Annotated in this window: 18 protein-coding genes; 7 read left to right on the top strand and 11 right to left on the bottom strand. The window is 74.7% G+C overall.

Annotated elements, in window-relative coordinates:
* Positions 1–3: 3 nt before the first annotated feature.
* Complete coding sequence (locus tag O7600_RS07105; protein ID WP_281592885.1) at positions 4–972, bottom strand: helix-turn-helix domain-containing protein; 969 nt, start codon at positions 970–972, stop codon at positions 4–6.
* A 332-nt stretch (positions 973–1,304) separates the two neighbouring features.
* Between O7600_RS07105 and O7600_RS07100 the strand changes: the two genes are divergently transcribed.
* Positions 1,305–1,928: a hypothetical protein gene (locus O7600_RS07100; protein ID WP_281592884.1), complete on the top strand. Its 624-nt coding sequence runs from the start codon at positions 1,305–1,307 to the stop codon at positions 1,926–1,928.
* A 9-nt stretch (positions 1,929–1,937) separates the two neighbouring features.
* Here the strand turns inward: O7600_RS07100 and O7600_RS07095 are convergent, their stop codons facing one another.
* The 4 genes from O7600_RS07095 to O7600_RS07080 form a co-directional block, all read right to left on the bottom strand.
* Positions 1,938–2,756, bottom strand: a complete 819-nt coding sequence (locus O7600_RS07095) for a formate/nitrite transporter family protein (RefSeq protein WP_281592883.1) — start codon at positions 2,754–2,756, stop codon at positions 1,938–1,940.
* On the bottom strand, positions 2,753–4,417 hold the full coding sequence (locus O7600_RS07090) for a right-handed parallel beta-helix repeat-containing protein (protein WP_281592882.1): 1,665 nt from the start codon (positions 4,415–4,417) through the stop codon (positions 2,753–2,755). The genes O7600_RS07095 and O7600_RS07090 overlap by 4 nt, the downstream gene beginning before the upstream one ends.
* Before the next feature lie 164 nt (positions 4,418–4,581).
* Entirely contained in the window at positions 4,582–5,274 is a 693-nt protein-coding gene (locus O7600_RS07085; protein WP_281592881.1) for a response regulator transcription factor, read from the bottom strand.
* Positions 5,271–6,434 (bottom strand): histidine kinase, encoded by a 1,164-nt coding sequence (locus O7600_RS07080; RefSeq protein ID WP_281592880.1) that lies wholly within the window; start codon positions 6,432–6,434, stop codon positions 5,271–5,273. The genes O7600_RS07085 and O7600_RS07080 overlap by 4 nt, the downstream gene beginning before the upstream one ends.
* Before the next feature lie 134 nt (positions 6,435–6,568).
* Between O7600_RS07080 and O7600_RS07075 the strand changes: the two genes are divergently transcribed.
* Both O7600_RS07075 and O7600_RS07070 read left to right on the top strand, forming a co-directional pair.
* Entirely contained in the window at positions 6,569–7,264 is a 696-nt protein-coding gene (locus tag O7600_RS07075) for a hypothetical protein (protein WP_281592879.1), read from the top strand.
* Between the two features lie 309 nt (positions 7,265–7,573).
* Complete coding sequence (locus tag O7600_RS07070) at positions 7,574–9,751, top strand: carbohydrate-binding module family 20 domain-containing protein (protein WP_281592877.1); 2,178 nt, start codon at positions 7,574–7,576, stop codon at positions 9,749–9,751.
* A gap of 51 nt (positions 9,752–9,802) precedes the next feature.
* Here O7600_RS07070 and O7600_RS07065 read toward each other — a convergent pair whose 3' ends face one another.
* On the bottom strand, positions 9,803–10,327 hold the full coding sequence (locus O7600_RS07065; protein WP_099160417.1) for an RICIN domain-containing protein: 525 nt from the start codon (positions 10,325–10,327) through the stop codon (positions 9,803–9,805).
* A 220-nt stretch (positions 10,328–10,547) separates the two neighbouring features.
* Between O7600_RS07065 and O7600_RS07060 the strand changes: the two genes are divergently transcribed.
* On the top strand, positions 10,548–13,304 hold the full coding sequence (locus O7600_RS07060; protein WP_281592876.1) for a LuxR family transcriptional regulator: 2,757 nt from the start codon (positions 10,548–10,550) through the stop codon (positions 13,302–13,304).
* Here the strand turns inward: O7600_RS07060 and O7600_RS07055 are convergent.
* Positions 13,226–14,449 carry an MFS transporter gene (locus O7600_RS07055; protein WP_281592875.1) on the bottom strand — a complete coding sequence of 408 codons (1,224 nt, stop codon included), beginning with the start codon at positions 14,447–14,449 and terminating at the stop codon, positions 13,226–13,228. The genes O7600_RS07060 and O7600_RS07055 overlap by 79 nt on opposite strands.
* Before the next feature lie 77 nt (positions 14,450–14,526).
* Positions 14,527–15,009 (bottom strand): hypothetical protein, encoded by a 483-nt coding sequence (locus O7600_RS07050; protein WP_281592874.1) that lies wholly within the window; start codon positions 15,007–15,009, stop codon positions 14,527–14,529.
* 223 nt (positions 15,010–15,232) lie between these two features.
* On the opposite strand from O7600_RS07050, the gene O7600_RS07045 reads away from it, so the two are divergent.
* Both O7600_RS07045 and O7600_RS07040 read left to right on the top strand, forming a co-directional pair.
* Positions 15,233–17,797, top strand: a complete 2,565-nt coding sequence (locus O7600_RS07045) for a cation-transporting P-type ATPase (RefSeq protein ID WP_281592873.1) — start codon at positions 15,233–15,235, stop codon at positions 17,795–17,797.
* 21 nt (positions 17,798–17,818) lie between these two features.
* Entirely contained in the window at positions 17,819–18,700 is an 882-nt protein-coding gene (locus O7600_RS07040; RefSeq protein WP_281592872.1) for a universal stress protein, read from the top strand.
* Positions 18,701–18,771: 71 nt separating this feature from the next.
* Here O7600_RS07040 and O7600_RS07035 read toward each other — a convergent pair whose 3' ends face one another.
* Positions 18,772–19,266: an Rrf2 family transcriptional regulator gene (locus O7600_RS07035; RefSeq protein WP_099160426.1), complete on the bottom strand. Its 495-nt coding sequence runs from the start codon at positions 19,264–19,266 to the stop codon at positions 18,772–18,774.
* A gap of 125 nt (positions 19,267–19,391) precedes the next feature.
* On the opposite strand from O7600_RS07035, the gene O7600_RS07030 reads away from it, so the two are divergent.
* Positions 19,392–20,132, top strand: coding sequence for an NAD(P)H-binding protein (locus O7600_RS07030; protein WP_281592871.1), 741 nt, complete (start codon positions 19,392–19,394; stop codon positions 20,130–20,132).
* 64 nt (positions 20,133–20,196) lie between these two features.
* Here the strand turns inward: O7600_RS07030 and O7600_RS07025 are convergent, their stop codons facing one another.
* The gene (locus O7600_RS07025; RefSeq protein WP_281592870.1) at positions 20,197–20,496 is read right to left on the bottom strand and encodes an STAS domain-containing protein; all 300 of its coding nucleotides are present in this window, start codon (positions 20,494–20,496) and stop codon (positions 20,197–20,199) included.
* Positions 20,493–24,644: a SpoIIE family protein phosphatase gene (locus O7600_RS07020; protein ID WP_281592869.1), complete on the bottom strand. Its 4,152-nt coding sequence runs from the start codon at positions 24,642–24,644 to the stop codon at positions 20,493–20,495. Before O7600_RS07020 ends, O7600_RS07025 begins: the two co-directional genes overlap by 4 nt.
* Positions 24,645–24,809 lie beyond the last annotated feature (165 nt).

The following is a 24,809-nucleotide window of genomic DNA, read 5'->3' as shown; positions in this document are numbered from 1 at the left end:
CCCTCAGCTGTGCAGCGTCCGACTCGGCGGGATGCCGAAGACGGACCGGTAGTGGGCGGTGAACCGGCTGTGGCTGAGGAAGCCCCACCGGATGGCGATCCGGTGCACCGTGTCGTGCTGCGGGTCGCCGAGCCGCAGGTCCTGGTGGGCACGTTCCAGCCGGATCTGCCGCAGGTAGGCCATCGGTGTGCTGTCCAGGTGCCGCCGGAAGGCCAGTTGCAGCGACCGGACGGACACCGCCGCGGCCGCCGCCACGTCCGCGGGACCGATGTCGCGGTGGGCGTGTTCCTCCATGAAGGAGATCGCGCGGCGCAGGACCGGCGCGACGGCGTCCCGCCGGTCCCGGCCCGTCGGCTCGGTCTGCGCGGTGTTGGGAAAGACGGCGAGGGCGGCCGCGGCGAGGGTCCGTGCCGCCGCCCCGAGGACCAGCGGCTGGCGACTGGCTTCGGGATTGCTCAACACCGCGAGCCGGACGTAGTGGGCGGTGGCCCGCCAGTGGTCGGCGAGGACGGCCGAATCCGGCTCCAGCCCGGTGAACCGGACCGGCGACGGCCGCCGTCCCGGGGCGGGGGACGCGATCTGGTCGAACAGTTGCCGGTCGAGCTGGCACAGCACCACCTCGCCGGGCTGCCACCGGACCCGGTACGGGCTGCCCGGCCGGGCGTTCAGGAACACGTCACCGGGCCGGTAACGGCCCTCCTCCCCGTCACAGCTGCGGGTGACCGTGCTCGTCGTGCTCTCGCAGACGACCAGGGACCCGATCTCCGCCACCTCCACCCGCAGGTCGGCGGACTGCACGACCCGGTCGACGCGGATCGGCCCGGCGTGCAGCCGGCGGTGGCTCAGCCGATAGCGTCCCTCGTCGCTGTCGATGCGCATGCCCCGGGTGCCGTACGCCTCGGTGAGATAGCGGTGGATGTGTTCCGGGTCCCGGCTGTCGAAGTGGTGGCTGACGGTCGATTCGAGCCTCACAGCGTCCCCTTGGCGAACTCAGTGCCGTAAGTGGGAGTCCTTCGCCCGCGATGCAGGGAATGCGGGATTGCGACCGAACTGCGCCGCCGCCGAGCGTCCTATGTGAGTCCTGGATGGTACTGCGCTTCGCGTTCTCCCGAGGTCATTTCCCCAACGGGAATTGCGCCTAACGCAGATCCCATGGATAGGACTTTCGTTCAGCGATCAGATGTCGTCACGTCCTTTCGCTGTCGGACCTAGTCCCGGCCCGCGTGATCGGGAAGGGTCGGTGCCTGGGGCGTACCGGTGCGGTCGACAGGGGGGCGTGGGTGGACGGGAGCGAGGCACGAAGAGTGGCGTGGGTGGTGGCCGCGGAGTCCATGCGGCGTCTCGACGGCGCCGTCGGCGGCCGCGGTCGGTTCGACGGCCACGAGGCGGCCCTCGGGGTGGCGCTGCGGGAGACGCTGCACGAGGCCCTGCGCGGGACTGCCGCGGCGGACGGCCGACCGCTGGCCGAACTGTGCCGGCGACTGGGGTGGACGCCGGAGGAGTTCGACGCGCTCGGGCACCACCTGCTGACCGCGGTGCTCGCGCAGCGGCTGGGACCGGACGTGCTGGTCCGTGTCGGCGCGATGCTCACCCGGGCACGTCACCGGCTGTCGCACGTTCCTCCCGCCGGTCCGCACACGCCGCACCGGGAACCGCGCAGTCGCAACGACGCGTCCCGCCGCTACATGGTCGCCGCACCGCCCGCGCACCTGCCGCTGCCACCGGACTGGCGGTGCACCGGCTGCGCGGCGGAGTGGCCGTGCCCGACCAAGCAGAGCCAGTTGCTGGTCGAGTTCGGCGGGACCACCGCGGGTCTGGCCGTCTACCTCGGCACGTGTCTGGTCGCCGCCGCCGAGGACCTGCCCACCATGCCGGTCGCCGAGGCCCGCGCCCGCTTCCTGGGCTGGCTGCCCCGGAGCCGCCACTGAGCCGAGCGCTCACCTGCTCCGGGACCGCTCCTCGGCCAGTTCGTGCGGCACCCGGGCCAGCCGGAGGAGAGTGACCAGGCCGACGCCGCCGACCAGGTTTCCGAACACCGACCAGCAGAGGGCGCCGGCCCAGTCAAGGTAGCCGAACGGTGCCCCACCGCTGATGAGCGCGGCGAACATCATGATCGAGTCGAGGACGCTGTGGAAGAGCTGCCCGCCGGCGAGCAACGCCCCGAACAGCAGGGACGGCACGAGACGGACGCCGAGACTCTCGGTGGCGTGCTGCATCCGGGTCATCAGCGTGATCACCAGGCCGGCGAGCACGGCCGGGACGAACGAGCGCAGGTTGACCCCGAGCGCGGCGTAGTGCATACCGGACTCGACGGCGGCGGGTCGTAGCCGGGGCAGGCCGCGGATGATGAGCCAGGCCGCCAGCCAGCCACCGAGCAGGTTGCCGACCAACGTGACGCCCCACAACCGGAGCAGCGACCGCACGCTGTTGCGTCCCGCCACCACCGCGGTCACCGGCACCAGGAAGTTCTCGGTGAACAGCTCACTGCGGGCGAGCAGCAGCGCCACGAAGCCGATGCCGAAGGCGAGTCCGGCGAGCAGGGGCTGCCCGGTGGCCTCCAGCACCAGCAGATAGGCCAGCACACCGGTGCCCACGTCGACCCCGCCGAGCAGACCGGTGACGACCAGCGCCGGCCACGGCCGGGTGAGCCGGGTGGTGCCCTCCTCCAGCAGGCGGCCGAGCGCCTCCGTGACCTCCGGCTCGGAGCCGGTGGACGGATCCGGTCCGGTCCGCGCCGGTCGCTGCTGCCGTCTCACCGGTCGCCGCGGTTCCCGTCCCAGCGCCCGCCCACGGCCGGGCTGTCGGCTCGGATCGCGACCTCGTTGCCGTCGAGGTCGTTCTCCGCCACCCGGCAGTTCAGGCAGCTTCCGCGTTCGGTGATCCAGATCCCGGCGGTCTGGGTGCCCGAGCCACTGTCCCGGATCAGGTTGCCCCGGATCGTCACCGAGTCGCAGGTGGCGTTCAGGGTGAGACCGGCCCGCTCGGCCGGTGCCGCCGGCAACTCGTACGGGGTTCCGGGGGGCGGCGTGTCGGCGCTCCAGCCGGTGCTCACGCCCGGCCGGATCGGTGCCAGGACGAGCGTGGTCTCGTCGTTGCTCGCCACCACGGCGAACCGCCCGCCGACCCGCAGCACCTTGCCCCGGTGGCCGTCCTCCGGCCAGCCGGCGTGCTGGTCGACCAGCGTGTTCTCGGTGTACCGGACCGACTCGCCGCCGCCGGTCGCCCCCGGGGCGCACCGCCGGCCGTTGTTGCGGATCCGGTTGCCGCTGACGACGGCGTCCCGCAGCGGGCGGTCCGACCGGATCCCGTCCAGGCCGTTGCCCCAGATGTCGTTGCTCTCGATCACGATCTCCTCGGCGACGGCCCGTTCGCCCTCGCCGAGGTCCTGGTGGTGGTAGCCGTAGCGGCCGTTGCCGGTGATCCGGTTGCCCCGCACCGTGTAGGGACCCCGGGTGTTGCCGATGTTCACCCCGTCCCGCAGATTGCCGTCGATGAGGCAGTCGGTGAGCAGACCGCCCCGGCCCGGTACGCCGGTGGTGCCCTTCGCCGACACCTGGAAACCGGCCTCCAGGTTGCCCACCATCGTGCAGCCGGTGACGATGAGCCCGTCGGCGCCCCAGTCGGAGATGCCGAACCGGTTACCCTCGGCGTGGCAGCCGGAGATCCGGATCCCTCGGGGCTGGGGCCGGTCGGCGTGCTGCATCTCGACGAAGATGCCGTTGGTCGCGTTGCCGACGGCGAGGCAGTTGGCGATCGCCAGGCGTTCGACCGAACCCCACCCGCCGATCCCGATACCGATCCCGGCGCCGCCCATCTCCAGGCCGCTGTCCATCCGGCCGCACTCCAGCACCCGGACCGCCTCGACCAGGGTGTCCTGGAGGAAGTCGCAGCCGAAGCCGGTGGCCGCGGTGTGGTGGATGAACAGGTTCCGGAACAGCCCACCGGTGACGTACTGCAGGCCCAGGCCCTTGGCCAGGGGGTCGTACGCGGTCGACGCGACCCCCGATCCGTCGATCTCGAAGTCCGCGAACGCGCAGTAGGCGAGGTTCCGGTCCGGACTGGCGCCGTGCAGTTCGACGGTGTGGAAGGCCAACGGGACCGGCTGTGACCGGTTGCCCTCGTTGCTCAGCACGAACCGGGTCGCGCCCGGGCCGGCGCCGGTCAGCGAGACGCCGCTGCGCCACGCCGTGCCCGCGTCGCGGATCGCGTACACCCCGGGCGGGCAGTAGATCATGCGGACGCGGCCGTCGGCGGCGTACGCGTCGCCCAGCCGGTCGACCAGCGCGGCGAGGGCGGGCTGGTCGTTGGTGACGCCGTCACCGGTCAGGCCGTGGTCCCGGGCGTCGCAGAGCAGCGGGGCGCCGGCCACCGCGTAGGGGCGGACGCCGTACGCGGTCGGTGTCACCGGACCTGGCACGGCATCTCCCTCCGGCCCCCGTCGGCCGGGGCCCACGGGTCACGGTACGTGATCCGCCGCGCCCGCCAGCGCCTCTTCGGCAACCTGGGGCGACCGGTCGCGGGTCGACGCGCGTGGCGCTCCCGGACGACGCCGACGTCCTCGAACGTGCGGCCGTACCTGGCTCAGAGCAGCTCGGCGTCGTGCACGAGCAGGGCGATCTGCACCCGGTTGTTCAGGCCCAGCTTGGCCAGCAGCCGCGAAACGTGCCCCTTCACCGTCGGCACGCCCATGCCCAGCCCGGCGGCGATCTCGGCGTTCGACCCGCCCTGGCCGACGAGCACCGCCACGTCCCGTTCCCGGTCGGTGAGGGCGGCCAGCCGTTCCCGCGCGTTTGCCCGGCGGCTTCCCGCGACCGGGTCCGCGACGTGGTCGATCAGCCGACGGACGACCGCGGGCGACAGGATCGCCGCACCCGCGGCGACGGTACGGACGGCGGCGAGGATCTCCCGCGGCGGGGTGTCCTTGAGCAGGAAGCCGCACGCGCCGCCGCGGAGCGCGTCGAGGACGTACTCGTCGGCGTTGAACGTGGTCAGCACGATGATCTCCGGTGCGCCCGGCCGGGAGCGGATCCGGCGGGTGGCGACCAGCCCGTCGACGCGGGGCATCCGGACGTCCATGAGGATCACGTCCGGCCAGTGCGCGTGGACCATCGACACGGCCTGCGCGCCGTCGGCCGCTTCCGCGACCACCTCGATGTCGGGCGACCCGCCGACCAGGATGCGCAATCCGGCCCGGACCAGCGGGTCGTCGTCGACGACGGCCAGCCGGATCGGCCGCCGCCCGGGATCCGGCCCGGCGGCGGGCGGTCCGTTCACGTCGGCCACGGCAGCCACGCCTCCAGCCGGTACTGCCCGCCCTCCGCGCCGTGGCTCACCCGCCCACCGGCCAGCGCCACCCGCTCGCCGATGCCGACCAGTCCCATCCCACCCGGCCGGCCGGCGCGTCCGTCCGTCGGCGACGACGGATTGACCACCACGACGCGCAGTCCGTCGCCCGGCCGGCCGGCCAGCCGGACCGCCGCGCTGGCGTCGCTGCCATGTCGGCGGGCGTTGGTCAGCGCCTCCTGCGTGATGCGGTAGACCGTCCGCCCCAGCGCCGCCGGCGGCTCGTCGCCCGTCACCTCGTCGGCGTAGTCGACCCGCATCCCCGCCGCGCGGGCGCCGGCCACCAGGTCCGGCACGTCGGTGAAGCCGGGCTGCGGCGGCTCCGGCCGGTCCGCGACGCCGACCACGGCGCGCAGTTCCTCGAGCGCCTCGTGGGCGCTGGACCGGATCGCGCCGGCCGCGATCGCGATCTCGTCGGGCCGGGCGTCGGTGCGTACCTCCAGCGCGCCCGCGTGCAGGCTGATCAACGACATCCGGTGCGCCAGCACGTCGTGCATCTCCCGGGCGATCCGGGCCCGTTCGGTCAGCCGCGCCTGGTCGACGCGCAGGTGCTGCTCGGCCCGCAACCGCGCGGCGTGCGCGCGCAGCGACTCGGTCAGCCGCCGGTAGGCCTGCACGAACTGACCCCAGCCGATCGCCGCGACGCCGGTCACCGCGCGCATCACCACGTCCACCCAGACCGGGTACGGCGGGTCGTGCTGGAGCAGGAAATAGACCACACCGGTGCCGACGTGCGCCGCGCCCAGGGTGAACAGCAGCCGGGCCCGGTGGCGGACCGCCGCGGTGAACAGCGCGACCAGGATGGGCCCGGTCGCGGTCACCGAGATCGCGCCGAACGGCAGCAGCGCGAGCAGCACGGGCACCGGCCGGCGTCGCCGGAGCAGCAACCCGACGGCGCAGAGCACGCCGACCAGCACGTCGACCGGCCAGGGGATCGCCGCGCCGGGCGCGGTCGCGTCACCGATCTTCAGCATGGCGAGGCCGTAACCCAGCGCCACGGTGACCGCCACGATGTCGGCGAGGCGGTGACGCGCGGTCACCCGGTCGCCGGTCGGGTCCGGCACGAGCAGGGCGAACAGCGCGGCGGCCATGCCGGCAGCCTAGGCGGTACGGGTGGCGACGCCAGCTACCAAAGTAGGGGTGCGCGTCGATCCTCCGGCTCGTGCCCGGGCACCCGTGCGACGGCGATCCTCGGTCGGGTCGACCGGACGAGGGGGAGGCCCACGTGGACCTGCACGAGACGATCACCGGCGCGCTGCGGCGTGCGGCCGGCAGCCGGGGACGCCGGCTCCTTCTGCTGGTGACGGTCGGAGCCGGGATTCTCGCCGCCGCGGCGCTTCTGGCCGGGCTCCCGCCCGCCGAGCGCACCGCCGCGACGTTCGCCGAGACGGTGCACGCGTTCGTCTCCGTCCCGCTGCCGTTCGTCGGCGTCCTGCTCGCCCACGACCTCCGCCGGGCGCCCGGCGCCCCGGTGCTGCCCACGCTCGCCGCGGCGACGCTGATCGCGATGGCCGCGGGGCTGGCCGGCGACGCGCTCTTCGTCGCCGCACTGGCCACGTCCGGGTCCACCGCGTCCGACCCGTGGGCGCACGTCGGCGGGCTCGCCGTGGCGGGTGTGCTGGCGCAGGTGCTCGCGCAGCTCGTCGGCACCGGGCTGGGACTGCTGATCGCCCGGCCGGGGTGGGCCTGCCCGGCCACGATCGTGCTGCCGCTCGGGGCGTACACGGTGCTCACGCCGCTGGGCCCGGCCCGCGACCGGCTCACGCCGTACGGGGCTCTGCGGGGGCTGCTCGGCGCGGCGCCGGGTGGCCCGCGCTGGGCGTGGTGGGTGACCGCGGCGCTGCTGTGGGGCGTGGCCCTCAACGCGGTCGGCGCCGCCGTCCTGCGGCGTCGCGCCGTCCGGACCGGAAGGGTCGCGTGACGGATCCCCGGGGTGCGAGGCCGGATCAGCGGTACGCGGTCTGGAATTTCTTGCTCGACCCGACCGATCTTCCCAGGAAGTGTGCCCGGCCGTCCCGCGCCGTGGGAGCGCTGTCCGCGTCGTCGACGTCCGTCGATAAGGGGTCTCCGCTGGTCGAGGGGGATGTCGCGGTGCCGGTGTTGCCAGCGGGTTTCGAAAACTTTGCCGCAAGGTATTGCAAAGACTTTCATGGATCCCGCATGGTGTTCGCTACCCGGACGGCCGTCCACCTCCGCGCACCCCCGTCGAGCACGAAGAGGTCCCCCTGCCATGGAATCCGCCAGGCCACACCCCCGTGGCCGTGCCGGCCGCCTGATGCTCGCCGCCGCGCTGGTCGCGGCCGGCGGCACGGCGGTCGTCACGGCTGCCACCACCGCCGCCCCCGCCCGTGCCGCCACCGTCCTCAACGACAGCGAGGTGACCGCCAACCTCTGGGAATGGAACTGGCCCTCGGTCTCCGCCGCCTGCACCGACCACCTCGGGCCCGCCGGTTACGGCGCGGTGCAGGTGGCGCCGCCGCAGGAGTCGGTCAGCCTGCCGACCAGCCCCGACGGCGTGCACCCCTGGTTCGAGGTCTACCAGCCGGTGTCGTACAGGTTGGACAGCCGGTTCGGCAACCGGCAGCAGTTCGCCGCCATGGTCAGCGCCTGCCACGCCGCCGGCGTGCGGGTCTACGTCGACGCCGTGGTCAACCACATGGCCGGCACCAACAACCCGGCCGGCACGCGCGGGTACGCCGGGACCGAGTTCTCCGGCTACAGCTACCCGGCCGTGCCCTACGGCAGCGGCGACTTCCACCGCCCCGGGGACAACTGCCCGACCGGCGGGGGCATCAGCGACTGGAACAACGAGGCCCAGGTGACCAGCTGCGAGCTGCTGTCCCTGTCCGACCTCTACACCGAGAAGGAAGCGGTCCGGAACAAGATCGCCGGCTACCTGAACGACCTGATCGGGCTCGGCGTCGACGGCTTCCGGGTCGACGCGGTCAAGCACGTCCGGAAGGACGACTTCGCCGCGATCCTCGGCAAGCTGAACAACACCGTCGCCGAGGGCAGACGCCCGTACGTGGCCCAGGAGATCTTCGACGGCGCCAGCAACCCGGCCCTGCAGGCCCGGGCGTTCATTGGCAACGGCGACGTGCTCGACTTCGCGTACGCCAAGGGCATCCGCTCGGCGTTCCAGGGCTCCATCGCCGCGCTGGCCAACGTGGCCAACTGGAACCTCGACGCGCCGAGCGCCAACGTCTTCGCCATGGTCACCAACCACGACCTGGAGCGCGACGGGGTGGTGCTGTCCTACAAGAACGGCACCGACTACGTGCTCGCCACCTACTTCGCGCTGGCCCACCCGCACGGCAGGCCCTCGGTCTACGACAGCTTCACCTGGTCGAACCGCAACCAGTCGCCGCCGCACGACGGCACCGGCCGGGTCACCGACACGGTCTGCGGCGCCGCCTGGACCTGCCTGAGCCGCACCACCGGCATCAAGGGCATGGTCGGCTGGGCGAACGCGGCCCGCCCGGTGAAGACCGTCTCCGACTTCACCACGGTGACCAGCAACGTGATCGGCTTCCACCGGGGCGACCGGGCCTGGATCGGCATCAACGACTCCGGCTCCGCCACCACCGCCACCTTCACCACCGGGCTGGCCGACGGCCGGTACTGCGACGTCATCTCGGGCGTCGCCACCGCCACCGGCTGCACCGGCGGCACGGTGACCGTCTCCGGCGGCCGGGCCACCGTGACCGTCCCGGCAAACGACGCCGTCGCGATCCACGTCGGGGCCCGGCCGGGCACGAACCCGTCCCCGACCGCCTCACCGACCGCGTCCCCGACCGGCAACCCCACCGACCGCATCGCCACCACGTTCACGGTCGCCGCGACCCCGGCCGCCGGCCAGGACGTGTACGTCGTGGGCAGCGTCCCCGAGATGGGCTCGTGGTCGCCGGCGAACGCCGTGAAGCTTGCCGCGCAGGGCGGCGGCAGCTACCGCGCCACCGTCGACCTGCCCCGGTCGACCACTGTGGAGTACAAGTTCGTCAAGATGACCACCGGTGGGGCGGTCACCTGGGAGTCCGGCTCCAACCGGACCCTCACCACGCCGGCCGCCGGTGCCTACGCGGTGACCGAGACGTTCCGGGGTGACACCGTCACCTCGACGGTGGCCGCCACGTTCGCCGTCACCGCCACCACCGCCTACGGCCAGAACGTCTTCGTCGTCGGCAACGTCCCGGCGCTGGGCGGCTGGAACCCGGCCGCGGCGGTCCCGCTCTCCCCGGCCACCTATCCGGTGTGGCGGGCGACGGTCGAGCTGCCGCCGAACACGGCGGTCGAGTACAAGTACGTGAAGCGGAACCCGGACGGCTCGGTGACCTGGGAGTCCGGCGCGAACCGAACGTTCACCACGCCGAGCGGCGGCACGCGCACCGCCACCGACACCTGGCGCTGAGCCCCGGCGGCGGCCCGTCCCCGACTCCCGGGGACGGGCCGCGCCCGCCGGTCACGCCGGCACGAACGACCAGACCTGGGCCGGGTTGCCGAACCCGGTGCAGTGGTAGATCTGGACGGTCGCGCCGTCGGCGGAGGAGCCGCCCCGCACGTCCAGGCACCGGCCGCCGATCTGCGACCTGACCTGGTGCACCCCGCTGAACGAGTTCGGGTTGACCGTCCACTTCATGCTGGTCGTTCCGGTGCAGGCCCACTGCTGCAACGGCGTGCCGTCGGCGTTCACGCCGTTGCGGACGTCGAGGCACATGCCGCTGGACTGGTTGACGAACGTGTAGGTGCTCTGACCCACCGGGGACCAGCGCTGCACGGCCTGCCCGTCGCAGGTCCGCTGCACGACGAGCCCGCCCAGCGACGACGGGGCGCCGTACCGGTCCACCTCCAGGCACTTCCCGCTGCCGTAGTTGACGATCTGGTAGTGGCCGCCCGCCGCCTGCGCCGGCTGCCCGAGCGCCGCGGCACCCAGCCCGGCGGCCAGCAGGCTCGCCGCCACCGCACCGCCGACTCTGTTTCTGATCATCGTTGCGTCTCCCATCGGATCGGACCTTCCTGCCCTCGCCGGGACCGGCGCCCTCCGGGACGGTCCCCGTCGGTGCTCGTCTCCGGCTGGTGCAGACGCTAGGGAGCGCGGGCCGCGCCCGGATCCGGGAACCTCCTAGTCGACGCGGGTCCCGGCACGGCGATGTCGGGTTCGCGTCGGCCCCGCCGGTCCGGAACCGATCAGCGGTTAGCGTGCGTCCATGGGTGGTGCGACGGTTCCGACCCTCGCCGACGGCGCGGCCCGGGACGGCCGGGAGGGCCTTCTCGGGCGGACCGACGAGTGCCGCCGGCTGGCCGCGTTGCTGGCCGACGCGAGCGACGGTCGTGGGGGAGCGCTGGTCGTCCGGGGCGCGGCGGGCGTCGGCAAGACGGCCCTGCTGGACCACTGCGCCGAGCGGGCCGACGGGATGCGGGTGCTGCGCGCCACCGGGGTGCCGTTCGAGGCCGACCTGCCGTTCTCCGCGCTGCACGAACTCGCCCGCCCGCTGCTCGACCGGCTGGACGGCCTGCCGGCCCAGCAGGCCGACGCGCTGCGTACCGTGTTCGCCGTCGACGGCGGGTCCCGCGCGGTCAACCGGCTGGCCGCGTACGTGGCGACGCTGACCCTGCTCACCGCGGCCGCCGAGGCGACACCCGTGCTGTGCCTGGTGGACGACGCGCACTGGATCGACCCGGCCTCGGCCGAGGCGCTGCTGTTCACCGCGCGGCGGCTGCTCGCGGACCGCGTCGCGATCGTCTTCGCCACCCGCGACGTGCCCGGGTTCGACGGGCGCGGCGTGCCGGAGCTGCCGCTGACCGGTCTGGCGCCGGAGGCCGCCGTGCGGCTCGCCATGCGCGCGGGGCTGGACCGGCGGGTCGCCACCGAACTCGCGGTCGCCACCGCCGGCAACCCGCTCGCCCTGGTCGAGCTGCCGGTGACGCTGGCCGAGGAGCGCCGGCACGGCTGGCTGCCGCTGGAGCAGCCGCTGGTGCTGGCCGACCGGATCCGGACGAGCGTCCTGGCGCACGCCCGCGACCTGCCCGAGGCGACGTGGCGGGCCCTGGTCGTCTGCGCCGTGGCCGAGACCACCGGGCTGGCGCTGCTGGACCAGGTGCTGACGGTGGACGGGCTGGGCCTGGACGCGCTCGACCGCGCCGTGGACGCCGGCCTGATCCGGGTCACCGCCCGGGAGGTGACGTTCCGCCACCCCCTGATGCGGGCGGCGGTGCACTCGGCGGCCGGACCCGGGCGACGCCGGGCGGCGCACCTGGCGATCGCCTCGGTGCTGACCGGCCCGGAGACGGCCGACCGCCGGGCCTGGCACCTCGCCGCCGCGACGACCGGCCCGGACGAGCGGGTCGCCGCGCTGCTGGCCGGGTCGGCCGAGCGGGCACAGCGTCGCGGTGGTGTGGTGGCCGAGGCGCGGGCGTACGAGCGCTCGGCCCGCCTCACCCCGGACCCGGACGTCCGGGCGGGGCGCCTGATCGGGGCCGCCCGGGCCTGGACGAACGCGGGCGCGAGCCGGCACGCCGTGGCGCTCGGGGAGGAGGCGCTCGGGCTCACCCGGCGGGTCGACCTGCGGTGCCGGATGACTCCGTTGCTCGCCCATCTCGCCCAGCAGCACGGCGACCTGACCGTGGTGGACGACGCGTACCTGGCCGAGGCGGAGGAGTGCGCGCGCACCGACCCGCTCGGCGCGGCCAAGATGATGAGCGCCGGGGTCAACCAGTTCTGGGCACGACTCGACGTCACCGGCATGCTGCCGTTCTGCGGGCGCATCGTGGAACTGGCCGGCACCGCGCCGGGCACGCCCTGGCCGAAGGGGGCGATCCGGCTGGCCGCCGCGCAGGTGCTGGCCGGGCGGCCGGAGGGGGCCGGGTCGGCCCGCGACTGCGTCGCGGCCTGCGCGGGCCACGCCGACGGCTCGGCCGCGGAACTCGCGCAGGTGTTCTGCTGGCTCGGTGACCTGGACGCCGCGCGGGCGCTGCTGGAGCCGGAGATCGACCGGGCGCGCGCCGCCGACGACGTGTTCCTGCTGGCCTACGCCCTGCCGCGGCTCGCCGAACTCCGCTGGCGCGCCGGGGCGTTGCACGACGCGTACCGGGCCGCGACCGAGGCGGTCGGCATCGCCGAGCAGGTGGCCCTGCCGCTGCTGCGGGCGGAGGCGCTGGCCACCCTCGCCCTGGTGGAGGCGCTGCTCGGGGACGAGCCGGGGGCGCAGGCACACATCGACCACGCGCGGCGGTTCCTGCCGGCGGGGTTCGGGGAGGTCGAGGCGCGGCTTCGGTACGCCGCCGCGATGATGTCGGTCGTCGCGGCGCGGTGGGAGGAGGCCGTGACCGACCTGGAGTGGATCCGGTCCGCCCAGGCGCGGGGCGGGATCACCGCGCCGGGCTGGCTGCCGGTCGCCGGTGAGCTGGCCGAGGCGTACGCCTGGTTGTCCCGCCCGGAACGGCTGCGGGACCTGCCGGACGGCGGCCCCGCCGCCGCGGGCCGGGTCGCCGGCCTGCTCGCCGCCGAGCCGGACCTGGACGTGGTCTTCCCGGCGGCGCTGGCGCGCTGCGACCCGACGGTCGTCCCGCTGGAGCAGGCCCGCACGCTGCTCTGCTACGGCCAGCGGCTGCGCCGGGCGAAGCGGCGGCGGGACGCCCGGGTCCAGCTGCGCGCCGCGCTGCGGCTGTTCGAGGCGGCCGGCGCGCAGGGGTGGGCCCGGCGGTGCCGCGCGGAGATCGACGCGACCGGCCGGGGAGCGCCGGCCCGAGACGACCGGACCGTCGACCGGTTGACCAGCCAGGAGCGGCAGATCGCCCTGCACGTCGCGGAGGGGCTGACCAACCGGGAGATCGCGACCCGGATCTTCCTGTCTCCCAAGACCGTCGAGTACCACCTCGGCAACGTCTACCGGAAGCTGCGGCTGCGCTCGCGACCGGAGCTGATCCGCCACCTGTCCCGCCGGTCGACGTCCGACCCGGACTGACGACGGACCGACGCCACCAGCGCGGCGGCCAGGCAGGCCGCCGCGGCGGCGAGCAGCGGGGGACGGCCGCCGACGTGGACGGCCGCCGAGCCGAGCGGGATGGCCAGCGTGATCGGTCCGAACATCGCCGTGTTCGCGGTGCCGGACACCCGCCCGAGCACCGCCGCCGGCGTGCGCGTCTGCACGGCGGTGACGGCGGCGACCAGCGTCCAGGGCAGACCCACGCCGATCACCACCGAGGCGGCGACCGTGGCCGGCCACCACGGCAGGCACCGACCCAGGCAGCCGACGGCGAACAGCGCGGTGCCGGCGATCCCCACCCCGACCTCGCCCCAACGGCCGACGAGCCGGCCGACGGCCAGCCCGGCGAGCACGGAACCGGCACCCTGGGCGCCGGCCAGCAGGCCGAGGAACGTCGACGGCAGGGCCAGCTCGGTCACGACCACGGCGTAGAGCGGCGCGGTGGTGAAGCCGGACATCGCGATCGACACCGCGGCGAGCGCGACCGGTACGCGTACCGCCCGCCGCCGGAGGAGGACGGCGAGCCCGGCCCGCAGGCCGGGCCGGGGCTCGCCCGTCCGTGCGGGCGCCGGCGTCCGACGCAACCGCAGGGCCGCGTAGAGCGCGGCGACGAGCACCGGCGTCGCGGCGCTGAACACGGCGACCGGGTGCCCGCCCCGCCAGGCGTAGAGCCCGGCCCCGAGCAGCGGCGCGATCAGCTTCGTGCCCTCCTGGGCGCTGGAGCGCCAGCCGTTGACGGCGGCCAGGCGCGCGGGGTCCAGCGCCGCCGGCAGCAGCGCGGTCTCGCCGGCGTCGATCAGCACGTATCCGACGCCGTACGCGAGCGAGACGACGAAGATCAGCCAGGCCTGGTCCGGGCCCCGGACGGTGAGCAGGCTGAGCAGGACGGCGGTCAGCGCGAGATTCACGCCGATGACCAGCGGTCGTCGGGGCGCCCGGTCGAGCAGCCCGCCGAGCCACGGCCCGGCCAGCACCGGGGCGTAGACGCAGAGCCCGGCGAGCGCGGCCAGGCCGGTGGAGCCGGTCAGGTCGAGGATCCAGATGCCGGCGACCAGGGCCATGGCGCTGCTGCCGAGGCCGGACAGCAGGGAGATGGCCACGAACAGGACGGCGTTGCGACGCACGGGCCCTCCAGGGTTGAGCGGGGAAGGCTCACATCGTCCGGTGTTGAGTCAGCGGCCGGCAATGCTGTGGAGCAACGTCAACGATGCGTTGACAGCGCCGCCGCGATGCGGCGGGCCGCCTCGCGGGCGGGGGCCGGCAGTCGCGGCCCGACGTCGGTCAGGTCGCCGACGAGGTACGCGGCGAGTGCGTACAGCGAACCCGGGGCGGCGGCGTCGAGGGCCGTGGCGGTGGTGCGCCGGACCAGCGGCGCTCGGCGGAAACGACCGTCCCACCCCCGGTCCGCGTCGATCCACCGGTGCAGGTCGGACACGGCGGCCCGCACCGCCGCGACGTCGGGGGCGCAGGCCCGGTCCCGCCGCGCCTGCCGCGACCGGCGGGCCGCCACGAGACGCTGCCGGCGTTGCTCGGCGGCCTGCCGGCTGCTCAGGCCCAACGCGCCGGCGATCTCGGCCCAGGTGGCCCCGTCGTGCCGGGCCCGGTCGATCAACTCCAGTTCCCGCTCGTCGAGCCGGGCCCGGGCCGCGGCGACCTCGGACAGGCGGGCCGGCTCCGGAGTCACCTGTCAACACTACATTGACAGGCGACCGTCGCCGCTACTCCTCCGGCACGCCCGGCCGACCTCGCCGTGGGCCAGGTGTGCGGCGTCGCGCGCGGCGTTCGCCGTTCAGGGGGCCATTGGTCCCGGGTCCCGGGGCGCTCGGCCCCTGACGGTCCGACGCCGCGAGGGCCAGGCTGGGAGGGCGCCGACGCGCGGGGCACGGAACGACGTGAGGGTGATGCGGGTGAGCAACGGCGGGCCGGGCACAGTGACGACCACCGCGACCCCCTCGATCCCGCCGCCGGCGGCCGGGCTCACCTCCACCCGGGCCGCGGCCCGGCTGCGCGCCGAGGGGCCGAACACGGTCGCCCCGCCGCGCCGTCGTGGACCGGCCGGCCGCGTGTTGCGCCAGCTCACCGACCCGCTGGTGGCGCTCCTGCTGGCCGCCGCCGTGGTGACCACCCTGCTTCGCGACTACCCCGACACCGCGGTGATCGTGCTGGTCGTCCTGATCAACACCGCGATCGGCGTGGTGCAGGAGATCCGCGCCGACCGGGCGGTGGCGGCCCTGGACCGGCTCGCCGCACCGACCGCGCGGGTGGTCCGCGACGGCCGTGACCTCGTGCTGCCCGCCGCGGAGCTGGTCCGCGACGATCTCGTCCGGCTGGAGGCCGGTGACGTCGTGCCCGCCGACCTGGGCCTGACCGACGCGGCCCGGCTCAGCCTGGACGAGTCGGCGCTGACCGGCGAGTCGGTGCCGGTCGGGCGGTCGGCCGGCGAGGAGGCGAGCGCGGGCACCGTGGTGACCACCGGCCGGGCCACCGGCACCGTGCTGCGGACGGGCGCGTCCAGCGCGTTGGGCCGGATCAGCGCACTGGTCGCCGCCACCCGGCCGGCGCCCACCCCGCTGCAACGCCGGCTGGCCTCGCTCGGACGGGTCCTCGGCCTGACCGCGGTGGTCCTCTCCGCGCTGGTCTTCGCCCTCGGCGTGCTCGACGGGCGGCCGGTCGCGCAGATGGCGGTCACCGCGGTGAGTCTCGTGGTGGCGGCCGTCCCGGAGTCGCTGCCCGCCGTGGTCACGCTCGCGCTCGCCCTGGGCGCCCGCCGGATGGCCGGCAGCCGGGCCATCCCGCGACGCCTGCACGCGGTGGAGACGCTCGGTTCGGTCACCGTGATCGCCTCGGACAAGACCGGCACGCTCACCGAGGGCCGGATGGCGGTGCAACAGGCGGTCACCACCGGTCGCGCCCGGTACGCCGTCACCGGCACCGGCTACGCCCCCCACGGCGAGGTGCGCCACCGGGACGAGCCGGTGGGCGCGCCGGACGAACTGCGCCGGTTGGCCCGGGCCGGGCTGCTCTGCAACGACGCCACGCTGACGCCACCGACCGACGACCGGCCGGAGTGGTCCGCGATCGGGGACCCGCTGGAGGCGGCGCTGGTCGCGTTCGCGGCCCGGTGCGGGGTCGACCCGGAGACCACCCGGGACGCGTGGCCCCGGGTGGCGGAGCACCCCTTCGACCAGGAGCTGCGCCGGATGACCACGGTGCACCGCCGCGGTGACGGGCGGTACCTGGTGGTGTGCAAGGGTGCGCCCGAGAACGTGCTGACCACGCCGCTGACGGACGCCGACGCCGAGGAGTTGGCCGAGCTGACCGAGGCCGCGCGCCGGCTCGCCGGCGAGGGGCTGCGGGTGCTGGCGGTGGCCTCCGCCGTGGTCGACACCCCTCCCGACCCGGCTCGCCCGACCGGCCTGCGACCGCTGGGCCTGGTCGGGGTGGGCGACCCACTGCGTGTGCAGGCGCCGGGCATCGCCGCGGGCTTCGAGGAGGCCGGGATCCGGCTGGTCCTGATCACCGGTGACCACCCGGCGACCGCCGCCGCGATCGGCGGCCGGCTCGGGCTCTGGACCGACGGCGACCCGCTGGCCAACGGCGACGACGGCGACCCGGGCCGGGCCCATCCGGACACCCGGGTGTACGCGCGGACCCAGCCGGAGCAGAAGCTCGACATCATCGCCGGCCTGCAGTCGCGCGGACACGTCGTGGCGATGACCGGTGACGGCGTCAACGACGCCCCGGCGCTGCGGCGCGCGGACATCGGCGTGGCGATGGGGGGCGGCACCGAGGTGGCCCGACAGGCCGCCGACCTGGTGCTGGTCGACGACGACCTGACCACTGTGGCGACGGCGATCGGCGAGGGCCGCCGGATCTACGACAACATCCGTCGGTTCCTGCGCTACGCCCTCGCCGGCGGCGTGGCCGAGATCGCGGTGATGCTTCTCGGCCCGCTTCTGGGACTACCCGTGCCGTTGCTGCCGGCGCAGATTCTCTGGATCAACCTGCTCACCCACGGTGTGCCCGGGGTGGCGCTGGGTGCCGAGCCGGCGGAGCCGGGCACGTTGCGACGCCACCCGCGCTCGCCCCAGGAGTCGGTGCTCGGCGGCGGGCTGGGCCGTGACGTGCTCGTCACCGGCGCGCTGATCGCCGCGGCGGCGCTCGGCGCCGGGGTGGCGGCCGCGTACGCGGACCGGCCGTGGCAGTCGGTGGTCTTCGTGGTGCTCGGCCTGTCCCAGCTCGGCGTGGCGCTGGCCGTCCGCGCGACCCGCTCGCCGGGTTCGTCGGACCGCAACCGCGCGCTGCCGCTCGCGGTCGCCGTCTCGGCGGCGCTCCAGGTGGCCGGCGTGCTGCTGCCGCCGCTGCGCGATCTGCTCGGCACGGCGCCGCTGGCCCTCCCCGACCTGCTCGGCTGCGCCGCGGTGGGTGTCCTGCCCGGGCTGTTGCTGCGGCTGACCCGGCGGTCCGGTTGACGATCGGTGAAGGAGGTTGTCATGACGATCCATTCCGCGGACCCCGTCGTGGTGGGGGTGGACGGCTCCGCCACCGCCCTGGACGCGGTGCGGGTGGCCGCCCGCGAGGCCGCCGTCCGGCACCGGCCGCTGCGGGTGGTGCACGCGTTCATCTGGCCGCTGACCCGGGCGCCGCTCACCCCGGCCCCCGGTGCGCCCGCCGGCGCCGGGCTGCGCAACCAGGCCGAGCGGTGCGTCGCCGAGGCGGTCGCCGAGGCCGGCAAGGTCGCGCCGGACGTCCCGGTCACCGGCGTGGTGGTCGACGGCGCGCCGGCGGCGGTGCTGGTGGAGGAGTCACGGCGCGCGACGCTGATGGTGCTCGGCCATCGTGGCCTGGGCGGTTTCGCCGGCCTGCTGATCGGGTCGGTCACCCTCCAGGTGTCCGCCCGCGCCCACTGTCCGGTGCTGGTGACGCGCGGCGAGGCGCGGGCGGACGGCCCGGTCGTGGTGGGCGTGGACGGTTCGGCGCACTCCGGCGTCGCGGTCGGGTTCGCGTACGAGGAGGCCGCCCGCCGGGGCGCGCCGCTGGTCGTGGTGCACGCCTGGCTGTACCCGACCCCGATCGGGCCGGGCGACATCGTGCCCCTGGTCTACGACCCCGAGGCGCTGGCCGAGGAGTCGCGGCGGATCCTCGCCGAGGCCGTGGCCGGCTGGTCGGAGCGTTACCCGGACGTCGAGGTGCGGCAGCGGTCGGTGCGCGGCGCCCCGGCGCGGGTGCTGGTGGAGCAGTCGGCCTCGGCGCAGCTGGTGGTGGTCGGCGCGCACGGTCGGGGCGCGTTGGCCGGGCTGCTGCTCGGTTCGGTCAGCCATGCGGTGCTGCACCACGCGCACGCCCCGTTGGTGATCGCGCGGCACGCAGGGTAGCCACCTCGACGGGGATCTCAGCGCTACGTCTGCTCGCGGTGGTCGCCGGCCAGGCGATCCGAGGTACGCGGTCAGCCCCGGCCGGCGTCGTCCGGCCCGCCCAGCCAGGCGCGTACGCCGGCGAGCGTGGCCGGCCCGTAGTCCTCGTCCACGCTGCGGGCCAGGTCGGCCACGGACACCGCGCGCAGCGCGTCGCGCCAGGCGGCGTCGGCGTCGGCCATGGCCCGGGCGATGGCGCACGGCCGGGTGCAGGCCTCGGGTGGGCTCGCCAGCGGCCCGCGCTGGCGGATCTCGGTGCAGACGAACGCGGGCTGGGCGCCGTCGACGGCGGTCACCACGTCGAGTACGGTGATCTGCTCCGCCGCCCGGGTGAGCACGTATCCGCCGGCCTTGCCCTGCACGGAGGTCACCAGGCCGGCGCGGGACAGCGCCTGCAGCTGCTTGGCCAGGTAGCTGCCGGAGACGTCGTGCAGCTCCGCGAGCCGCGCGGCCGGCACCGGCTGCGCGGCCGTGGTCAGCACCACGCAACAGTGCAGGGCCCACTCGACCCCACCGGACAGCTTCACCCGCCCACCCCCTTGACTCGGACAAACTCTATCCGACTACTATCTCGGATATAACGTGTCCGAGTTTGAGGTGTCCTCGAACGGGAATCCGGCGTGCCTGAGTCGCGTCGGGGAAGGCGGGAACCATGAAGATCGTCGTCATCGGTGGCACCGGTCTGATCGGGTCGCAGGTGGTCCGCGAGCTGTCCGAGGCCGGGCACGACGCCGTGCCCGCGGCGCTCTCGACCGGCGTCGACCTGATCAGCGGCAAGGGGCTGGACGAGGTGCTGTCCGGGGCGGAGGTCGTGGTCAACGTGGCGAACTCGCCGACCTTCGACAAGGCGTCGCTGGAGTTCTTCCGCACCTCGATGGGCAACCTGCTCGCCGCCGGGCAGCGCGCCGGCGTCGGTCACCAGGTGGTGCTGTCGATCGTCGGCGTCGACCAGGTGCCGCAGCTGGACTACTACCGGGCGAAGACGCTGCAGGAGGAACTGCTCCGGGACAGCGGAACCCCCTGGTCGGTCGTGCGCGCCACCCAGTTCTTCGAGTTCGTCGACGCGATCCTGTCCTGGACCTCCGACGACAGCACGGTGCGGCTGCCGGCCACCCCGGTGCAGCCGATGGCCGCCGCCGACGTGGTCGCCGCGGTGGTCGACGTCGCCACCGGCGCGCCGCTCAACGCCATCCGCAACGTCGGCGGCCCGGACGCCTTCACCCTCGACGAGCTGGGCCGGGTCACCCTGGCCGCGCGGCACGACGACCGGAACGTGGTGGTCGACGACTCGGCCGGCATGTTCGCCGCCGTCGACGGCGACGTCCTCGTCCCGGGCCCGGACGCCCGACTCGCGCCCACCCACTACGCGGACTGGCTGCGCTCGTCCCGCTGACCGCCGAAACGGGCACGGCCGCCGCGCCGGCACGCCGCCCGCCCGGCCCAGGTGGGCGGCTCGGTCAACCGCTCTTGACGGTGGTGAGGTCGGCCAGCCCGGAGATGGTGAGCAGGGGCTCCAGCAGCGGGCCGGCGATCAGCGCGATCCGCTCCGCGTGCGGGAACAGCGCGGCCAGCCCCGCGCTGTCGAGATACTCCACGCCGGTGAGGTCCACGACGAGGGGATCCCCGTCGGGCCGAACCGCGTCGTCGAGCGCGTCGGCGAACGAGGCCGCGTTGCTCATGTCGATCTCGCCCACGGCGGTCAGCACGCGGGTGCCGTCGGGCCGGCTGCCGGTGGTGAGGGTCAGGGCCGTGCTCATCGGATGATCCTTGCCTGCATGTGGACGGTGGTGCCGGTGGCTCCGGGGGTGACCGTGATGGTGTCCATCAACGCGCGCATGAGCACGAGACCCCGCCCGCGGTGCGGGTCGGCCGGCCGGTTCTGGTCGCGCCAGTGGCCGCTGTCGGTGACGCTCAGGCGCAGGGCGTCCGCGGTGGCGGCGGCGCGCAACCGGATCCGGCCGCCGGGGCTGTCCCGGTGGCCGTGCTCGATGGCGTTGGCGCATGCCTCGCCGGCGGCCACCAGCACGTTGTAGGCGCTGGCGGGGGCCAGCCCGCAGCGGTCCAGCCACCCGCGCAACGCGGTGCGCACCTCGGCCAGCCGGGACGACTCGGCCGGGAAGTCCAGCTCCAGCGGGCCGGGGTGACGGTAGAGCAGCAGAGCCACGTCGTCGTCGTACCCGCCTTCCGGGGTGAGCTGGTCCATCACCTCGGTGGCGAGGTCCTCGACCGGGGTGCCGCGGCCCTGCTGGATCGCGGCGGTGGCGTGGGCGATGCCGACGGTCAGCGGCTGGCGCCGGCGCTCCACCAGGCCGTCGGTGTAGAGCATGAGGGTGGCCCGGGCCGGCACGGTGGCCTCGGCCTCGGGGCGTTCGAGTCCCGGGCGGACGGCCAGCGGCCGGGACCGGCCCTGTTCGAGCAGTTGTGAGGTGCCGTCGGGGTGCACCACGATGGCCGGCGGGTGCCCCGCGCTGGAGTAGCGCAACCGCCCGGTGGCCGGGTCGAGCACGCCGCAGAAGACCGTGGCGCAGGACGCCCCGGGCAGCAGCGCGGCGAACCGGTCCAGGGCCGCCAGCGCCTGGGCGGGGCTGGCGTCCTGCAGCAGCAGGGCCCGGCAGGCGCTGCGCAACTGCCCCATCACTGTGGCGGCCCGCAGGCCGTGGCCGACGCAGTCGCCGACCACGATCGCGATCCGGCCGTCCGGCAGTTCGACGGTGTCGTACCAGTCGCCGCCGACCTTGAGCGGGAGCGTGGCGGGGGAGTAGCGCACGGCGAAGCCGGCCGGCAGTTGCGCCGGGCCGAGGATCGCCCGTTGCAGGGCCAGAGCGGTCTCGCGCTGCTGGTCGATCTGGCGCACCCGGTGCAGGCCCTGCCCGATGTGGCCGGCGAGCAGGGCCAGCAGCGTCTGGTCCTGTTCGGTGAAGGGCCGCTTCTCGCCCAGGTCGATCCAGAGCGCCATGGTGCCGTCCGGGTGCTCGACCGCGATGCCGGCGCCGTGCGTCCGCGTCGCCACCGGGGTCAGCAGCGGTGTGTCCCGCAGCGCGACCAGGGCCTGTCGGCGCGCGTCCGGCAGCGAGTCCCAGCGCAGCGCGGCGTCGGTGGCGGTGACGACCGGGGTCGGGGCCTCGCCGAACACGGCCGTGACCACGCCGGTGGCGCGCCACAGTCGGCGCAGCTCGTCCAGGACGCCGTGGAGGGCGTCGGACAGGTCCTCCGCCTGGGACAGCCGCATGCCCAGCCCGGCGAGGGCGGTCTCCCGCTGCACCGCGTAGTGCTCGGCGGTGACGTCGCGGAACGTGCCCACGATCATCCGCCGGCCGGTGTCGGGGTCGTCGACCTGGTTGAACGAGGCGGCGATCCAGAGCCGGTGCCCGTTGCGGTGGGTCACCGGCACGGTGTAGGTGCCCTGGTTCTGGCCGATCAGCACCGAGAAGGCCGCCGCCACCTGGCGGTGCGCCTCCGGCTCGGCCTCCGGGTCCGGCCACCACGGCTGCACCGGGGGGTAGGGGAGTCCCTCGGGTCCGTAGCCGAGGATGTCGGTGAACGCGGCGTTGATCTCCACCACCGCGCCGTCCTCGTCGCAGACGAAGAACGCCTCCTGCAACGAGTCGACCAGGGCGGTGCGCCAGCGCGCGTGGTGGTTGCGCAGCCGGGCCAGCTCCACGTTGGCCCGGACCCGGGCCAGTAGCTCGGCCGCCGGGAAGGGCTTGACCAGGTAGTCGTCGGCGCCGGCCTCCAGCCCTTCGATGGAGGCCTCCTGCCCGGCGCGGGCGGAGAGCAGCAGCACCGGAGTGCCGGCGGTGCGCGGATCGGCGCGCAGCGCGGCGACCAGTTGCAGACCGTCGAGGCGGGGCATCATGACGTCGCTGACCACCAGGTCCGGCGTCCGGGTACGCGCGGCCTCCAGCGCCGCCTGACCGTCGGCGACGGCCTCCACCCGATGCCCGGCGGAGCGCAGCAGGCGGGTCAGGTACTCGCGCATGTCGGCGTTGTCGTCGGCGACCAGGATCCGGGCCGGCGCGCCGCCGGGCAGCGGCGTGACCGGCCTGTCGACCGGGGCCGCGTCGTCCGGGGTCGTGTCGGAGAGGTCACCGGGCAGCCAGCGCAACGCCTCCTGCACGAACGGCTCGGCCGACGCCGCGACCCGGCCGGTGCCCGCCGGCGCGAGCGCGTCGGCGGGCAGGTGGGTGACCCCGAACGGCAGCCGGACCGTGAAGCAGGTGCCCTCCCGCACGGTGCTGCTGGCGGTGATGGTGCCGCCGTGTAGCCCGACCAGCTCCTTGACCAGGGCCAACCCGATCCCGCTGCCCTCGTCGGAGCGGGAGCGGGCGTTCTCGATCCGGTGGAAGCGTTCGAACAGGCGCGGAAGCTCGTCCTCCGCGACGCCGATGCCGGTGTCGGACACGCGCAGGACGGCCTGCCCGTCCTCCGCCCGCAGCTCCACCCGCACGGTGCCGTCGAAGGTGAACTTCAGAGCGTTGCTGAGCAGGTTGAGCACGACCTTCTCCCACATGCCCGGGTCGATGTGCACCGGGCCGGGCAGGGGCGGGCAGTCGACCTCGAAGGTCAGGCCGGCACGTTCGATCGCCGAGCGGAAGACGCTGGCCAGGTCGGCGGTGACCGCGGCCAGGTCCACCGGTTCGTAGCGGGCCCGCATCCGGCCGGCCTCGATCCGGGAGAAGTCGAGCAGGCTGTTGACCAGCCGGCCCAGGCGCAGCCCGTTGCGGCGGATGACCTCCAGCTCCTCGCGGATCCGCGGGTCGGCGTCCTGCATGAGGCCGCGCAGCTCGTCGACCGGCCCCATGATCAGGGTCAGCGGGGTGCGGAACTCGTGGCTGATGTTGGAGAAGAAGGCGGTCTTGGCGCGGTCCAGCTCGGCCAGCTCCTCGGCCCGTCGCTGCTGCGCCTGGTAGCTGCGGGCGCTGGCGATGCCGGTCGCCACGTGGCCGGCGGCCAGCTCCACGAACCCGCGGTAGCCGTCGTCCAGGGTCCGGTAGCGGTTCAGCCCGGCCACGAGGAACCCGTAGGGCGCGGCGCCCTGCTGCCGTAGCGGCACCAGCAGCGCCTCGGTCGGCGGATCGGGCCACGCACCCGCGGGCAGATCGGCGAAGGCGGGGCCGTCGAGCGGCACCCGCACCGCCTCACCCTCGGTCAGGGCCCGCACCGGCCAGACCGACGCCGGGTCGGCCGGCGACAACGCCGCCGGCGCCGCCGGGTGGCCGGCGGCCAGGCCGGTCGCCTCCACCAGCCGCGCGTCGCCGTCGGCACCGAACAGGTACGTCAGCGCGAACGGCAGGTCCTGCCGGTTGCGCCCCAGCTGGCGGTTGGCGAAGGCCAGCATCTCCCGCTCGGTGCGAACCACGCTCGGGTCGGAGCCGAGGTCGCGCAGCGTGGCCATCCGGCGTTCGCCGATCACCCGCTCGGTGTCCTCGCTGACCACGCAGAGCATGCCGACCAGGGTGCCGTCGTCGTTGCGCAGGGGGCTGTAGGAAAACGTGTGGCAGGTCTCCTCGCGGTAGCCGGCGCGCTCCAGGAACAGCAGGAGCCCTTCGTCCCAGGTCGCCTCGCCGGTGCGCAACACGGTGTCGATGCGGGGGCCGATGTCGTCCCAGATCTCCGCCCACACCTCGTCGGCCGGCCGGCCCAACGCCCACGGGTACTTGCGGCCCAGCGTGTCCCGGCGGTAGGCGGCGTTGCAGAAGAAGGTCAGCTCGGGGCCCCAGGCCATCCACATCGGGAAGCGGGAGGACAGCAGGATCCGCACCGCGGTGCGCAGGCTCTGCGGCCACCCGTCCGGCGGCCCCAGCGGGTGCGCCGACCAGTCGATCCGGGCCAGGTCGGGACCGATCTCGCCGTCGACGGCGAACACGTCGCCACGCGTACGCGGGTCGGTGTCAGCGCCGGTCATCGCCCGAGTCTCCCTCACTACGCGTGATCCTGCCCGTCCGGGTCGCCTCGCCGCGGCCCCGTGATCCGCTCTTGCCCCGGCGCGGTCCCCGCCATTCCGCCCACGCGAAAACGAGAGCGAGTTCACGCATCATCGCTTTACCGGCAAATAGGGGTATCGGGCGTG

Source organism: Micromonospora sp. WMMA1998 (genome assembly GCF_027497375.1).
Taxonomy (GTDB): domain Bacteria; phylum Actinomycetota; class Actinomycetes; order Mycobacteriales; family Micromonosporaceae; genus Micromonospora; species Micromonospora sediminicola.
This window is presented reverse-complemented; position numbering and strand designations above follow the sequence as displayed.